The sequence below is a fragment of the Gordonia sihwensis genome (assembly GCF_029632925.1).
GTDB lineage: Bacteria > Actinomycetota > Actinomycetes > Mycobacteriales > Mycobacteriaceae > Gordonia > Gordonia sihwensis.
Genome location: NZ_CP121248.1, coordinates 2,343,095 through 2,357,134 on the forward strand (window position 1 = coordinate 2,343,095; position 14,040 = coordinate 2,357,134).

The window sequence follows — 14,040 nt, forward strand, 5'->3', positions numbered from 1 at the left end:
GCGCGGTACCACCCCGCTTGCACGCCCGAGGGGCGTGCCTCTCATCGTGACGGCTGTGTCGGGCCGCACCCGCCCGGTTCTACTGAGACCCAGCGGGTCCGTTCTTCCGGGAGCTCACCGGTGATTGCCGGGTCGTCGCTGCGAACAATCAGTCTACTGCACGGGGCCCGACCGCACCGGGCCGGGAGGTCTGCTCGGGCGGTGGCTCAGTCGTCGGAAGGGTCGCTCTTCGGTGACCGCCCGCCATCGTCCTCGGTGTCGTCCCAGACGAACTGCATGGCCGGCAACTCGGGGTCCGACGACCGCACCACGATGTCGTCCGTCGGATCGCCGGCCAGACGCCGCCGCCCGACATATGTCTCCGGCAGCGCGTCCGCCTGCGGTGCACTCGTCTCCGGTGCGCCGCTCTCCGCTGCTGCCGACGGCGCCGGCTGCTGCGGAGTCTGCGCAGGCCCCTGCGGAACCGGCTGCGGTCCCGTGCGCGGCCCGCTCGCCGACTGCACGGGGAACGACCCCGTCGAGCGGAGGTAGTCGTTGACGTCTCCGTCGCCCTCGGGAGCGCGCTCCGCACCCGGCTGCGGAGCGGAGAATCCGCCCGACAGAGCGGACAGTTCGCCGTTGCCCGGATCGGTGGGCACTTCCGAGACGGGTTCGGGTGTGGCCGAGACGATCGAACCGAGACCCGCCGACTCGCCGCCGCCGACATCGCCCGAGTCGACGGGCACGTGCTCACGAGCCGGACCCTCGTCCTCGGCGTCGAGGGGCTCCTCGCGCGCCGCGGATTCACGCCCGCGGATCGTGAACAAGGGCTCGTCCTCGGCGCCGGCGCCACCGCGCCGGTTGGCCCGCAGTGTGTCGATGACCAGAAGGATCAGGCCGACGACGCAGACCGCCACGCAGGCGATCGCGAGCGGGAGATTACTGGTCACCAGTGCGACCACCAGAAGGCCGAAACCGACGAGGGTGGCGGCCAGCGCAAGGCTCAGCATGTCACCCTCGTCGGTTCGGGGAAGATGTGCGTGTACACGTCGGTGTCAGCCCCAGATCAGCTCTGCGAGTATCCGCCCTCAGCGGCATAACTCGCCTGTCCGTTCTCCACCGGGGCGGCACTGCCGCGCTGCTGGAGTTCCTCGAGCTGCGACTCCAAGTACGTCTTGAGTCGAGTGCGGTACTCGCGCTCGAACGTCTTGAGCTGCTCGATGCGGCCTTCCAGCACCGTGCGCTGCTGGTTGATGGTCGTCATGATCTCGGTGTGCTTCTGCTCCGCGTCGCGCTGCAGGAAGTCCGCGCGTTCCTGCGCCTGGCGCACCTGGGTCTCGGCCCGGGTCTGTGCATCGGCGAGGAGTGCCTCGCTGCGCTGGCGAGCGTCGGCGAGCGTGGCGTCGGCGTTCGACTTCGCCTCGGCCACCATCGCGTCCGAGCGCTGGCGAGCGTCGGCCATCAGGCTCTCGGCCTCGCTCCGGGCGCTGCCCGTGACTCGGTCTGCGGTGTCCTGGGCCAGCGCCAGCACACGTGCCGCACGCATGCTGGCCTCTTCGTCAGCGGCGGGAGCCGGCGCCGCGGCGGGCTCCGGTGCGGGCGCGGGAGCAGGCTCCGCGACGGCCGCGAACGCCTGAGTGCGATCCGGGGCACCGGAACGCGCCTCGTCGAGTTCGGTCTCGAGTTCGCCGACGCGCTGCTTCAGGTCGTTGTTCTCGTCGATCAGCCGTGCGAGTTCAGCCTCCACGAAGTCGAGGAATTGATCGACCTCGTCCTCGTTGTAACCGCGCTTGCCGATCGGCGGTTTGCTGAACGCGACGTTGTGCACATCAGCTGGTGTGAGCCGCATTTCTGCCTCTCCCCTTAGGTCATTTCGCGTGTTGATTTCGTACACGCCGTCTTCTGGCACGGTCAGCCGGAACGTAGGTCCGCACAGGCGAACACGAACTGCCCCAATCTTGATCGCGTTTCTATTAATACCAGTACCACTACGCAACTAGCGTGTCATCTCGTCACACCAGGACCAAGGCGTGTTGTCTGCCCGCGACCCGTTCGCAATCGAATCTAGGCCGAATCATCGGGTCACCGTGGACTTCGTAAATGACACGCTGAGGCAGCAGAATTGGCGTTGCACACCGACCACCAGCGACTATTCGATTAATCACATTCGTGGAAGTCACGTGGTGTGGATCGCGAAGCCCAGAACCACCCGCATCAGGATCGACAACACGATCAGCACGATCATCAGCGAGAGGTCGAGCCGCACCGGCCCCAGAGACAGCGGCGGGATCAGTCTCCGCAGCAACTTCACCGGCGGATCGGTCAGTGTGAAGACGAATTCGATGACGACCACGCCGGGCCCGGACGGACGCCACCGGCGCGCGAAGGACTGCACCAGCTCGACGACGAAGCGGCCGAGGAGCAGCAGAACGTAACAGAACAGTACGAAGTACAGGATCCAGAGGAAGGTGCTCACCCCTCAAGGGTGCCTGATAACCGTGCAAAACGCCGCGCCGCCCCGGAAACGACCGGGGCGGCGCGGCGGACGACGACGAGCTGCGGCTCAGGACTGACTGTAGAAGCCGCTCTCGGCGATGCGGCGACGCTCCTCCGGGCTGACGTCCACACCGTTGGGCGAGAGCAGGAAGACCTTGGTGGCGACCTTGTCGAACGAACCGCGAAGCGCGAAGACGAGGCCGGCGGCGAAGTCGACCAGACGCTTGGCCTCGTCGTTGCTCATATCCGCCAGATCCATGATGACCGGGCTGCCGTCGCGGAACCGTTCGCCGATCGTGCGGGCCTCCGAGTAGTCGGCCGGCCGCAGCGTCGAGATCTTCTTCATGGCACTCTCCGACAGCGGGTCGTTGTCGACCTGGGGGTCGAGCGCGACGGCGTTGGCGCCGCGCACCGTGACGTTGGACGAGCGATTCAGCGGCTCGAGCCTGCGGACCGACTCCACGTCGGGCGAGCGGCGGGCGCCCACATACGGGCGATCCGACTCGGCGCGTACCGCGAAAGCGCGGTCGTCGGCCGAACGGGCGAACTCCGCCTCGCGGTAGGCCGGTTCGCGGTAGCGCGGCTCGGCCTCTCCGAACGGTTCGCGGTACTCCGGCTCCCGGTAGTCGGCCTCGCGGTAACGGGATTCGCCCCGGTAGTCCCGCTCGCGGAACTGCTCGTCGCCGTAGAAGGCGTCCTCGCGGGTCCCGTTGCTGCGGTACTTCTCCATGTACGCACGCTCACGTGCCGACATGGCCGGCTGGTCCTCGGGGTCGGCCAGGTAGTCGTCCTCGAACTCGCTCGGGGGCACCATGCCGAAATATGCCTTGAACTTCTGCATCGTCGTCATTACGAGCCTTCCTGAACGGTGAAGTCATTGCGGGTGGATGGGCGCTACACCTGATCGCTAGTGGTTCTGTTGTGACCAGTGTGACTAAAGCGAGACTATCGGCCGCGTCCCCATAATTGCGGTTCCGACACGCACACACGTCGATCCGTGCGCGATCGCCGCTTCGAGATCTCCGGACATCCCCGCCGACAGCTCGACTGCGTGCGGGAACCGTCGCAGGAAGTCCGCGCGGATCCGGGCCAGCCGCTCCATGGCCTCGTCGGGGTCCGCTCCGAGCGGGGCTATGGCCATCAGTCCGTCCAGGCTGAGCGTGTCCGGCGAGGCGAGCACCCGTTCGGCGGCCGGAGCCAGTTCCGCCGGGGCCAGACCGCCGCGCTCCGGATCGCCGTCGAGGCTCACCTGCAGCAACAGGCCCAGCGTCCGGTCCCGGTCGCCCGCCTCCAGAGCGCGCGCCGATGCGCCGTCGAAGGCCTCGATCAGTGGGAGGGAGTCCACCGAATGCACGCGGCGTGCCCAGCGGGCGATACCGCCTGCCTTCTTGCGCTGCACCCGTCCGATCATGTCGACGGCGAAATCGACGTCCACCCGCGCACGGACCGCCGCTGTCTTGCGCCCGGCCTCCGGCTCACGGGACTCGCCGAACTCGCGCACACCCAGGCGCAGAAGCCGCACCACGTCGTCGGCCGGGAAGTACTTCGTGACGACGAGCAGGCCGATCTCGGCCGGATCGCGTCCGGCCGCGGTCGCGGCGGCCGCGATGCGACGCGCGGTGGCTGCCAGTCCGTCGGCGAGCTCGGATGAGCGGGGATCCCGCTCGTCGGTCACCGCCGCGCTCCGGCGCTGTCCATCCAGATCACTGAAGCCAGGCGGCCGGTCGGCGCGCCGCGCCGATGGCTGAACAGCGACGTGTCGCTGATCGTGCAGCGCGGGTCGACGGCCACCGCCGACACACCGGCCTCGAGCAGTTGACGCCGGATACCCGCACGCAGGTCGAGCCCGGGCGTCCCAGTGGAGGTTCGGCACGAACTGCCCGGCAGATGCCGTTCCACATCGGCCTGCATCGCCGCGGGCACCTCATACCGTTCGCCGCTCGCGGCCGGGCCGAGGAAAGCCCCGATCCGTTCCGGCCGCGCTCCCAGCCGGATCATCGCGCGCAATGCCTCCGGCACGATACCGATCCGGGCACCGACGCGACCGGCGTGCACGGCGGCGATCACCCCCGCCTCGTCATCGCTCAGCAGCACCGGAACGCAGTCCGCGGTCAGCACCGCGAGCACCAGGTCGCGCTGGTCGGTGACCAGGCCGTCGGTAGCGGGCACCGGTTCGGCGACCGGCCCGTCGACCACGGTCACGTTCCTCGTGTGCAGCTGCTCCATCCACACCACCCGGGCGGGCTCCACGCCGAGATCCCGGGCTAACCGCTCCCGGTTGGCCGCCACCGCGGCGGGGTCGTCGCCCACGTGATCGCCGAGATTGAACGAGTCGTACGGTGCCGCGGAGACGCCGCCGGCGCGCGTGGTGACCGCGCGCCGGACGACGAAGGAATCGTCAGCCGCCATCACTTCATGAAATCGGGAACGTCGACGTCATCGTCGTCGAGCCGCACCGAGTTGCGGCGGGGCGTCGGCTCGCCGAACGGGTTGCCCGAGCGCTCCCGGGAGGTGCCGAACAGCGGGTCCTTCGCATCGGGCTTGGCGGTCTCCCCCGCCTGCGCCTGCGCGACGCCGGCATTGCTCGCCGTGGCGGCGTGGGCGCCCTGCTGCCGCTTGGACGGTGCGCCGGCGTCGAAGCCCGCGGCGATCACCGTCACTCGAACCTCGTCGCCGAGGTTGTCGTCGATGACCGTGCCGAAGATGATGTTGGCGTCCTCGTGTGCCGCTTCCTGCACCTGCGAGGCCGCATCGTTGATCTCGAACAGACCGAGGTCGCTGCCGCCGGCGATCGAGATCAGCACACCGCGTGCACCCTCCATCGACGCTTCGAGCAGCGGCGAGTTGATCGCCGACTCGGCCGCCTTGCGCGCCCGGTCCTCGCCGCGCGAGGCCCCGATGCCCATCAGCGCACTTCCCGCGTCGCTCATCACGCCCTTCACATCCGCGAAGTCGACGTTGATCAGGCCCGGCGTGGTGATGAGATCGGTGATGCCCTGCACGCCGTTGAGGAGGACCTCATCGGCACTGCGGAAGGCGTCCATCAGACTCACCTGCGCGTCGCCCAGGTGCAGCAGGCGGTCGTTGGGGATCACAATGAGGGTGTCGCACGACTCGCGCAGCGCCGCGATGCCCGCCTCGGCCTGGTTGCCACGTCGCTTGCCCTCGAACGAGAACGGGCGGGTCACGACACCGACGGTCAGCGCGCCGAGCTTGCGGGCGATCGATGCGACCACCGGCGCACCGCCGGTGCCGGTGCCGCCGCCCTCGCCCGCGGTCACGAAGACCATGTCGGCGCCCTTGAGGAGTTCCTCGATCTCGTCCTTGGCGTCCTCCGCGGCCATGCGGCCGACATCCGGATTGGCGCCGGCGCCGAGGCCTCGGGTCGACTCGCGGCCGATGTCCAGCTTCACGTCGGCATCAGAGATGAGCAGGGCCTGCGCGTCGGTGTTGATGGCGATGAACTCGACACCCTTGAGCCCCTGCTCGATCATGCGGTTGACAGCGTTGACGCCACCGCCGCCGATGCCGACGACTTTGATGACGGCCAGATAATTGTGCGGTGGCGTCATGATGCCTTCCTACTTCGAACAAACCCTAAAGCTCAACCATAGGGTTATAGTTATGTCAAGTACTGGTGTTGAAGACGACGGTATTGATCGCGGCGCCGTGGTGCCAGGAGGCTCGCGGCGTGTCGCGAAATCAGTGCCGGATTTCCTCCCGAGCCCCGTCCGCGGACACGCCGACTCAGCTGACCGACGCGTACTCGGGACTCGAGACGTTGTACTGCTGTCCGTCGACGATCAGCAGACTCCGCAGGGCTTCGGCTTTGTCGGCCGTCCGCCCCGCGTCTCCCCACACGGCCTTCTTGCCGCTCTTGAGACGGAGCGTGATGTCCGACGGCGAGTCGGCCGCGACGACCACGACCCGAGAGGCCAGCCAGTCCGGGAGATCCTGCACCACGGTCAGCGCCGCCCGCGTCGTCGGATTGGCCGCGGACGGGTCGGTCATCTGCAGTGCGGGCAGCCCCTGCAGGGACTTGGGCAGATCCTTGGCCGACCCGAAGGTGAGATAGACCATGCCCAGGCGATCCATCACGCCGATCCGTCCGGACTGCTCGACGGTCACCACCGGCGTCCGTTCGGTGACCGCGATCGTCAGGGTCGAGGGGTACTTCCGGCTGACGTTCACCGACTCGATCTCCGGCAGCGCGGACACCCGGTTCGCGATCTCCGCCGTGTCGACCTGCAGCAGCGGTGAGCCCTCAGGCACCTGCGCGGTGCGCAGCACCTCCCCCGCATCGATCGCGGTCGCTCCGGTCACGTCCACCGACCGCACCGACATCAACGGCGTGAAATAGGCGATCGCCACCAGCCCGCCGACCACGACGACGAGGGCGATCACCGAGCCGATGAGCGGCCACCGCCGCGGCGACGAGGCGGCGCCCGGACGCGTGCGCCGCGCCCGGTCCGGTTCCGCCGTACGCCGCCGGCTCATTCGGCCGCGGCCCTCTCCAGCGCTTCCAGAATGGCCGGAGCCTGCATGGTGATGTCGCCGGCGCCGATGGTGAGCACCAGATCGCCGCGCCGGGCACGGTGAGCCACGGCGTTCGCGATCTCCGACAGATCCGGGACGAAGACCGCGGGAGCGGTCACCGCATCGGAGATCAGCCTGCCGGTGACCCCGGGCTGCGGCTGTTCACGGGCACCGTAGACGTCGGCCACGATCACCTCGTCGGCCAAGCTCAGCGCCGCGGCGAACTCGGCGGCGAACTCCGCCGTCCGCGAATACAGATGCGGCTGGAACACGGCCAGCACACGCCCCGACCGCGCGCCGACGACGTCTCGGGCGGCGGTGAGCACGGCGCGGACCTCGGTCGGATGGTGCGCGTAGTCGTCGTACACGTCGACGTCGGCGGCACGGCCCCGCGATTCGAACCGCCGGTGCACCCCGCCGAAGCTCTCGATACCCTCCGCCACGGTGTCGACGTCCTGCCCCGTCCGTGCGCATGCGATCAGGGCTCCCAGCGCATTGAGCGCCATATGCCTGCCGGGCAGAGTGACGGCCAGTTCCCGTACGCGCGGAGTGTCGACCAGCGGCTCGGAGAGTCGGACCGTGGCCAGCCCCCCGGTCCCGTGCGCCGCGAGCTCGACGAGTTCGGCGACCACCGGCACACCCTCCACCGTGATCCGCGCGGCACTGCCGTATCCCAAGACCGCGACCCCGCGCTCGGCGCAGCTCGCAACGCATCGCTGCGCCAGCGCCGCGGCTCCCGGATCGTCGAGACAGACAACCAGCGTTCCGCCGGGGCGGATCAGTGCGACGAATTCGTCGAAGACCTGCACGTAGGCCGCCTCGGTACCGAAGAAGTCCAGATGGTCGGCCTCGATGTTGGTGACCACGACGATGTCCGGCACGTATTGAAGCAGGGAGCCGTCGCTCTCGTCGGCCTCGGCGACGAAGACCTCGCCGCTGCCGTGATGCGCGTTGGTGCCCGACTCGTTCAACTCACCGCCGACGGCGAACGACGGATCGACACCGCAGTGCTGCAGTGCCACCACCGACATCGACGTGGTGGAGGTCTTGCCATGGGTGCCCGAGATCAACACGGTCCGGTGTCCGCGCATCAGCAGGGCGAGCACCTCGGGCCGGTAGAGCACCGGGATACCGCGGCGGCGTGCCTCGACGAGTTCCGGATTGTCGTCGGGCACCGCGGCCCGGGTGGTGACGACGACGGTCGGACCGCCGTCGAGCAGATCGAGGGCGTCGGGTGCGTGGCCGATCCGGACCTGCGCGCCGCGGGTCCGCAGCGCCAGCACCCCGCGCGAATCCTTGGCGTCCGAACCGGACACCTGACCGCCGCGAGCGAGCAGGATCCGGGCCAGGCCCGACATGCCCGCGCCGCCGATGCCGACCATGTGCACCCGCTGCAGCTGCGCCGGAAGCGTGTTCTCGATCGCCGGGTCGCTCATCGGGGTCCGTCCTGCGTCGTCGCGCGGTCGCCGCGCCGCGCGGCAGCCAGTTCCAGTGCCGCCGTCGCCACTTCGACGGCGGCGTCACGGTGGCCGAGCCCCGCGGTGGCGGCACTCATCGCGCGCAGGCGTTCGGTGTCGCCCAGCAGTGCGGGGATCTCTCGCTCGACCCACTCGGGCGTCACGTCCGCGTCGTCGACGATGACGGCGCCCCCGGCCCGTTCCGCGGGCAGTGCGTTGAGTCGCTGTTCGCCGTTGCCGTGCGGCAGCGGGACGTACACCGCCGGGAGTCCGGTGGCGGAGATCTCGGCGACGGTCATCGCTCCGGACCGGCACATCACCAGGTCGGCGGCCGCGTACGCGAGGTCCATCCGGTCGAGGTAGCTGACCCCGACGTAGGGCGGGGCGCCCGGCGGCGAGACCGGGTCGATCGTGTTCTTGGGGCCGTAGGCGTGGAGAACACCGATACCGGCCGCGCCCAGCGCCGTAGCGGCCGGCGCGACCGCCTCGTTGAGCCGCTGCGCCCCCTGCGAGCCGCCGAAGACGAGCAGGGTCGGCGCCTCCGGGTCCAGACCGAAGAATCGGCGCGCCTCGGCACGGGCCGAAGCACGGTCGAGACGGGTGATCGCTCTGCGCACCGGGATTCCGACGACCGTGGCGCCGGCCAGCCCGCAGTCGGGGACTGCCGCGAGGACGCGGTCGGCGAGCCGGGCGCCCACCTTGTTCGCGACACCTGCGCTGGCGTTCGCCTCGTGGAGCACCACGGGGATCCGCCGGGCACCGCGGAGTCGACTGCGCGCCGCGAGATAAGCGGGCAGTGCGACGTAACCGCCGAAGCCCACCACCACATCGGCGTCGACCTCGGCGAAGACCTTCCGCGTGGCGGCCACCGAATGTGCCACTCGCCACGGAGTCTTGGCCAGTTCCACGCCCACCTTCCGAGGCAGGGGAACCGGCGGGATCAGACGCAGGTCGTAACCGCGCGCGGGCACGATCGTGGTCTCCAGACCGCGACTCGTCCCGAGGGCCGTGATCCGCGCGTCCGGCTCCAGTTCCCGCACGGCGTCGGCCACCGCGAGCGCGGGCTCGATGTGGCCTGCGGTTCCACCGCCTGCGACCACCACCGAAAGTGCCGATCCCCCCTCGTGCGACCGCTTCCGCTTGCTCACCGGCGACCGTTCTCCCATCCGCCTCTGCCGGTCCGCCGCGCACGATCGCGCGGAGCCGGCGACCTGGACTCCTGCCACGACCGGGACGGTCGCGCACCCCTAGGAGGATAGTGGATCTCCCCCGAGCTCGATTCGCCCGACCGGCGTCGCATTCGCGGCCCGGATGCCTCGGGCGTCCGCGGGCGGCCCGCCCATGTGCGGGGCGCCTCGCGACGGCCGGTCCCGGACGAACCGCGGACGGGTGCCGGTCGCCGGATGGGCGCGGCGGTCGGCCGGCGCCGCGGCGACGAGCCCGCAGCCCGGTACGTTTCGGGCCGCGGGAGACGGAGCAACCGCGACAACCCCTTCGGCGCCGGCCCGGCCAGCGCCGCGACCGCCTGCGGTTCGTGCCGTGCGGCGTTCGCCAGCAAACCGAGCATCGCCAGCATCGTCAGTGCCGAGGTACCGCCGTACGACAGGATCGGCAACTGGATGCCGGTGACCGGCAGGATGCCGACGACGTATCCGATGTTGATGAAGGCCTGCACCAGGAAGAGCACGGTGATCGTCGCCGACATCAGACGCAGGAACGGGTCCACCGAACGGCGGGCGATCCGCATCCCGACGTACCCGAGCAGCAGGTACAGCCCCAGGACGATGATCCCGCCGACCAGTCCGAGTTCCTCGCCGATGATCGCGAAGATGAAGTCGTTGTGCGCATTGGGCAGATAGTTCCATTTGGCGGTGCTCTGGCCGAGCCCCTTGCCGAACAGTCCACCGTCGGCCAGCGCGAACTTCGCCTGGTTCGGCTGATAATCGGCGCCGAGCGGATCGGAGTCACGGCCGAGGAAGCTGAAGATGCGCGCGGCACGGTACGACTCGGCGAAGGCCAGCGCGACGCCGGCCACCGCGAAGACCACGCCGAAGGCGGCGAAGAACCGCCCCGGCAGCCCGCCGAACCACAACAGCGTCGCGACGATCATCCCCAGGATCATCGTCGTGGACTGATTCGGCTCGATGATGACCAGGAAGGCGACGCCGAAGGCGACCGGGATCAGCGGGAAGATCAGATCGCGGGCCGTGGACGTGCGCGGATCGCGAGTCGAGAGGACCGCGGCTCCCCACATGCACAGCGCCGCCTTCGCCAGTTCCGACGGCTGCAGCGTGAGCCCGCCGAACGAGAGCCAGCGGCGCGCACCGCCGCCGGCGACGCCGAAGCCCGGGATCATCACCAGGATCAGCAGGACGATCGAGATCAGCAGAATGGGCAGGGAGGCCTTCTGCAGCGTCCGCACGGGCATCCGCAGCGCGATGTAGAACAGCACCAGACCCAGGGCCACGAACATCACCTGCGTGGTGAACATCCCGTAGGCCGAGCCGTCCTTCGCGTAGCCCTCCACAGCGGACGCCGAGAGCACCATCATCAGGCCGAGCGCGATGAGGATGACGGTGATCGAGACGATCAGGTGGAACGAGGTCAGCGGCCGCGCGAGCAGATTCCGGACTCCCCCGGCGAGGAACGCCGCACCCGCTTTGACATCCGATCCGCGCATCAGGCGAAGCCTGCGAAGCGGGTCCGCGTCCGCGGTGCCGCCACGCCGGGCGCTCCGAGTGGACGCGGTCCGGCGATTCCGGCGCCGAGCCGACCGGCCGGCGACTCTCGCCTCCGACTCTCCGTCGGCGCTTTCGGGGGCGTCGGGACGGTCGGAGGTGTCGCCGGGCGCCTCGGCGGTGTCCTCGCCATCGGCGGCGGAGCGCGGCGCCGAATCCTCGACGTCCTCCGCGACGCCGGTGTTCTCGTCGCCGGAACTCATCGGTTCGCGCGGGAATCGGCGAGGGCGGTCGCGGCGGCGGCGAACGAGTCGCCGCGCTGCGGATACCCGGCGAACATGTCCAGGGAGGCGGCCGCCGGTGCGAGGAGCACCGCGTCCACCCCTGGCGAGTCCGCCTGCGCCAATTCCCAGGCGGCACCGACCGCCTGGCTCATCACCGCGTCCGACGATCCGGTCGCGGAGACGGCACGTGCCCGTTCACCAGTCCGCTGAGTCATCACAGAGCCATCGTCCCCTGTGAATACTGTGACGGCTGGGACTTCTGGGGCGTGTCGCGCAATCGCGTCGAGAATGATCTGCCGATCCCGGCCGATCGCGACGACTCCGGCCAGCCGCGACACTGTTCCGGCGATCAGGTCGTCGACGGGTGCGCCCTTGAGCAATCCGCCCGCGATCAGGACGACACGCTCGTGTGCGACCACCGCAGCGTGGGCAGCGTGCGGATTCGTGGCCTTCGAGTCGTCCACGAAGGCGACGCCGTCGATGCGCGCGACCACCTGACCGCGATGCGCGGCCGGCCGGTAGGCCCGCAGTCCGCGCGCCACCGCCTCGGGATCGATTCCCACGGCGCGAGCGAGCGCAGCCGCGGCGAGGGCGTCCGACAGTCCCGACGGTCCTGCCGGCCGCACATCGGCGGCGGGGATCATCGCGAGGGTGCCGTCCCCGAAGGCGCAGTCGACCAGCGTGCCGTCGACGATGCCCAGCATTCCCGGTCGCGGTGCGCCGAGGGTGAATCCGACCCGCCGGGAGTCGGGCCCGACCGGCAGCGCCGCCGCGCCCGCATCGTCCTCACCGACCACGGCCACCCGGCCGGTCAGCGCTCCGGCCTTGGCCTCGGCGTACGCCTCGCGTGAGCCGTGCCAGTCGAGGTGATCGTCCGCCACGTTCAGCACCACGCCGGCGTCCGGCCGGACCGACGGCGCCCAGTGCAGTTGGAACGACGAGATCTCGACGCACAAGACGTCGGCGCGCGGCTCGGCGCGGAGCGCATCGGCCACCGTGAGACCGATGTTCCCGCAGGCCAGACCGCTCTGTCCGGCGGCCGTGACGATCGACTCGATCATTCCCGTCGTGGTGGTCTTGCCGTTGGTTCCGGTGATCACCAGCCAGGTGCGCGCGGGTCCGAACAACCCGGCGCGATCGGCGCGCCACGCGAGTTCCACATCACCCCACACCGGCGTACCCGCTGCCGCGGCCGCCACCAGCAGCGGCGTGTCCGGGCGGAAGCCGGGTGAGACGACGATCAGCTCGATGCCCTCGGGCAACCCCGCGGTGCCGTCGTCGGCGACGAACTCCTCCGGCGTGTGCACCGGCACGCCCCGGCGTACGAAATCGGCGCCCGCCTGCGGGTCCGCGAACGTCTGATCCATCACCTCGGGCTTCGCACCGAGTTCCAGCAGCAGGTCGACGACGGCCACTCCGGTGGCACGACCGCCGGCCACCAGAACGCGGGTGTGTTCCAGCGAAAGCCCCATGTCAGCCCGCATGCGAGATGAACTCGCCGTAGAACAGGGTCAGTCCCAGCGCACAGGAGATGGCCGTGAGCAGCCAGAACCGGATGATCACCGTGGTCTCGGCCCAGCCGCCGAGCTCGAAATGGTGATGGAAGGGCGCCATGCGGAAGACCCGCTTGCCGGTGGTGCGGAAGAAGGCGATCTGCACCACCACCGAGACCATCTCGGCGACGAACAGCGCGCCGATGACGACCATGAGCAGTTCGGTGCGCGTCGTCAGCGACAGACCCGCCACCAGACCGCCGAGCGCGAGCGAACCGGTGTCGCCCATGAAGATCTTCGCCGGCGCGGCGTTCCACCAGAGGAAGCCGAGGCAGGCGCCGCCCGCCGCCACCGCGACGATCGCGAGGTCGAGCGGATCGCGCACGTCGTAGCAGGCGCTGGCGTTCTCGGCGTTGGCCGGGAGCGGCGCGCAGGGGTTGCGGTACTGCCAGAACGTGATCAGAACGTATGCACCCATCACCATCGCCGCCGAACCCGCGGCCAGACCGTCGAGACCGTCGGTGAAGTTCACGGCGTTCGACCATGCCGCGACCACCAGCCAGCAGAACAGCACGAAGCCCACCGCGGTCAGCGAGATCACGTTGATGTCGCGCGTGTACGAGAGGTACTCGCTGGCCGGTGTCTGGCCCTCGGCGTTCGGGAACTGCAGCAGCAGGACGCCGAAGATGACCGCCGCGATCATCTGACCGACCGACTTGGCGGTCTTGTTCAGGCCGAGGTTGCGCGATTTGTAGATCTTGATGAAGTCGTCCAGGAATCCGACGGCGGCCAGCGCGGTCGCCAGGCCGAGCACCAGCAGACCCGAGGCGGTGGGGCCGCCGCCGTCGTCGAGCAGCCCGAACAGATGCGCCCCCAGGTAGCCCAGCCACAGCGCCGCGACGATCGCGACACCGCCCATCGACGGCGTCCCCCGCTTGGACTGGTGGCTCTGCGGCCCCTCGACCCGGATCTCCTGGCCGAAGCCCTGCCGGGAGAAGACCTTGATCAGGACGGGCGTCAGCAGAATCGACACTGCCAGCGAGATCGCGCCCGCGATCAGTATCTGGGTCACTGCATGTCCTTACTTGTCGGAATCTGTGAACTAAGAATCTAGCGC

Annotated in this window: 13 protein-coding genes; all 13 read right to left on the bottom strand. The window is 69.5% G+C overall.

The features are described 5' to 3' along the window. Nucleotides 1-206: 206 nt before the first annotated feature. The 13 genes from P5P27_RS11225 to mraY all read right to left on the bottom strand — a co-directional run bounded on the left by P5P27_RS11225 (nucleotide 207) and on the right by mraY (nucleotide 13,995). Entirely contained in the window at nucleotides 207-989 is a 783-nt protein-coding gene (locus P5P27_RS11225) for a hypothetical protein (RefSeq protein WP_278124003.1), read from the bottom strand. A 56-nt stretch (nucleotides 990-1,045) separates the two neighbouring features. Next, on the bottom strand, nucleotides 1,046-1,828 hold the full coding sequence (wag31, locus tag P5P27_RS11230; protein ID WP_006895337.1) for a DivIVA-like cell division protein Wag31: 783 nt from the start codon (nucleotides 1,826-1,828) through the stop codon (nucleotides 1,046-1,048). A gap of 327 nt (nucleotides 1,829-2,155) precedes the next feature. After that, nucleotides 2,156-2,455, bottom strand: coding sequence for a YggT family protein (locus tag P5P27_RS11235; protein WP_006895336.1), 300 nt, complete (start codon nucleotides 2,453-2,455; stop codon nucleotides 2,156-2,158). Between the two features lie 87 nt (nucleotides 2,456-2,542). Next, nucleotides 2,543-3,325 carry a cell division protein SepF gene (locus P5P27_RS11240; protein WP_278124005.1) on the bottom strand — a complete coding sequence of 261 codons (783 nt, stop codon included), beginning with the start codon at nucleotides 3,323-3,325 and terminating at the stop codon, nucleotides 2,543-2,545. Between the two features lie 84 nt (nucleotides 3,326-3,409). Beyond that, the gene (locus P5P27_RS11245; protein ID WP_278124007.1) at nucleotides 3,410-4,150 is read right to left on the bottom strand and encodes a YggS family pyridoxal phosphate-dependent enzyme; all 741 of its coding nucleotides are present in this window, start codon (nucleotides 4,148-4,150) and stop codon (nucleotides 3,410-3,412) included. Further along, nucleotides 4,147-4,884 carry a peptidoglycan editing factor PgeF gene (gene pgeF / locus P5P27_RS11250; protein WP_006895333.1) on the bottom strand — a complete coding sequence of 246 codons (738 nt, stop codon included), beginning with the start codon at nucleotides 4,882-4,884 and terminating at the stop codon, nucleotides 4,147-4,149. Before pgeF ends, P5P27_RS11245 begins: the two co-directional genes overlap by 4 nt. Then, nucleotides 4,884-6,047, bottom strand: a complete 1,164-nt coding sequence (ftsZ, locus tag P5P27_RS11255; RefSeq protein WP_006895332.1) for a cell division protein FtsZ — start codon at nucleotides 6,045-6,047, stop codon at nucleotides 4,884-4,886. Before ftsZ ends, pgeF begins: the two co-directional genes overlap by 1 nt. Nucleotides 6,048-6,222: 175 nt before the next feature. After that, the gene (locus P5P27_RS11260) at nucleotides 6,223-6,972 is read right to left on the bottom strand and encodes a cell division protein FtsQ/DivIB (RefSeq protein ID WP_278124011.1); all 750 of its coding nucleotides are present in this window, start codon (nucleotides 6,970-6,972) and stop codon (nucleotides 6,223-6,225) included. Further along, nucleotides 6,969-8,447, bottom strand: coding sequence for a UDP-N-acetylmuramate--L-alanine ligase (murC, locus tag P5P27_RS11265; protein ID WP_222111692.1), 1,479 nt, complete (start codon nucleotides 8,445-8,447; stop codon nucleotides 6,969-6,971). The genes P5P27_RS11260 and murC overlap by 4 nt, the downstream gene beginning before the upstream one ends. After that, nucleotides 8,444-9,634, bottom strand: coding sequence for an undecaprenyldiphospho-muramoylpentapeptide beta-N-acetylglucosaminyltransferase (gene murG, locus P5P27_RS11270; protein ID WP_411815545.1), 1,191 nt, complete (start codon nucleotides 9,632-9,634; stop codon nucleotides 8,444-8,446). The genes murC and murG overlap by 4 nt, the downstream gene beginning before the upstream one ends. After that, complete coding sequence (ftsW, locus tag P5P27_RS11275; protein ID WP_222111691.1) at nucleotides 9,613-11,409, bottom strand: putative lipid II flippase FtsW; 1,797 nt, start codon at nucleotides 11,407-11,409, stop codon at nucleotides 9,613-9,615. Before ftsW ends, murG begins: the two co-directional genes overlap by 22 nt. After that, nucleotides 11,406-12,902 carry a UDP-N-acetylmuramoyl-L-alanine--D-glutamate ligase gene (gene murD, locus P5P27_RS11280; RefSeq protein WP_278124016.1) on the bottom strand — a complete coding sequence of 499 codons (1,497 nt, stop codon included), beginning with the start codon at nucleotides 12,900-12,902 and terminating at the stop codon, nucleotides 11,406-11,408. The genes ftsW and murD overlap by 4 nt, the downstream gene beginning before the upstream one ends. Nucleotide 12,903: 1 nt before the next feature. After that, complete coding sequence (gene mraY, locus P5P27_RS11285; protein ID WP_006895326.1) at nucleotides 12,904-13,995, bottom strand: phospho-N-acetylmuramoyl-pentapeptide-transferase; 1,092 nt, start codon at nucleotides 13,993-13,995, stop codon at nucleotides 12,904-12,906. Between the last annotated feature and the right edge of the window lie 45 nt (nucleotides 13,996-14,040).

Excerpts from the sequence above, each read along its gene's own strand:
- P5P27_RS11225 (WP_278124003.1), bottom strand. The coding sequence starts at position 989 with ATGCTGAGCCTTGCGCTGGCCGCCACCCTCGTCGGTTTCGGCCTTCTG.
- wag31 (WP_006895337.1), bottom strand. The coding sequence starts at position 1,828 with ATGCGGCTCACACCAGCTGATGTGCACAACGTCGCGTTCAGCAAACCG.
- P5P27_RS11240 (WP_278124005.1), bottom strand. The coding sequence starts at position 3,325 with ATGACGACGATGCAGAAGTTCAAGGCATATTTCGGCATGGTGCCCCCG.
- pgeF (WP_006895333.1), bottom strand. The coding sequence starts at position 4,884 with ATGGCGGCTGACGATTCCTTCGTCGTCCGGCGCGCGGTCACCACGCGC.
- ftsZ (WP_006895332.1), bottom strand. The coding sequence starts at position 6,047 with ATGACGCCACCGCACAATTATCTGGCCGTCATCAAAGTCGTCGGCATC.
- P5P27_RS11260 (WP_278124011.1), bottom strand. The coding sequence starts at position 6,972 with ATGAGCCGGCGGCGTACGGCGGAACCGGACCGGGCGCGGCGCACGCGT.
- murC (WP_222111692.1), bottom strand. The coding sequence starts at position 8,447 with ATGAGCGACCCGGCGATCGAGAACACGCTTCCGGCGCAGCTGCAGCGG.
- murG (WP_411815545.1), bottom strand. The coding sequence starts at position 9,634 with ATGGGAGAACGGTCGCCGGTGAGCAAGCGGAAGCGGTCGCACGAGGGG.
- ftsW (WP_222111691.1), bottom strand. The coding sequence starts at position 11,409 with ATGAGTTCCGGCGACGAGAACACCGGCGTCGCGGAGGACGTCGAGGAT.
- murD (WP_278124016.1), bottom strand. The coding sequence starts at position 12,902 with ATGGGGCTTTCGCTGGAACACACCCGCGTTCTGGTGGCCGGCGGTCGT.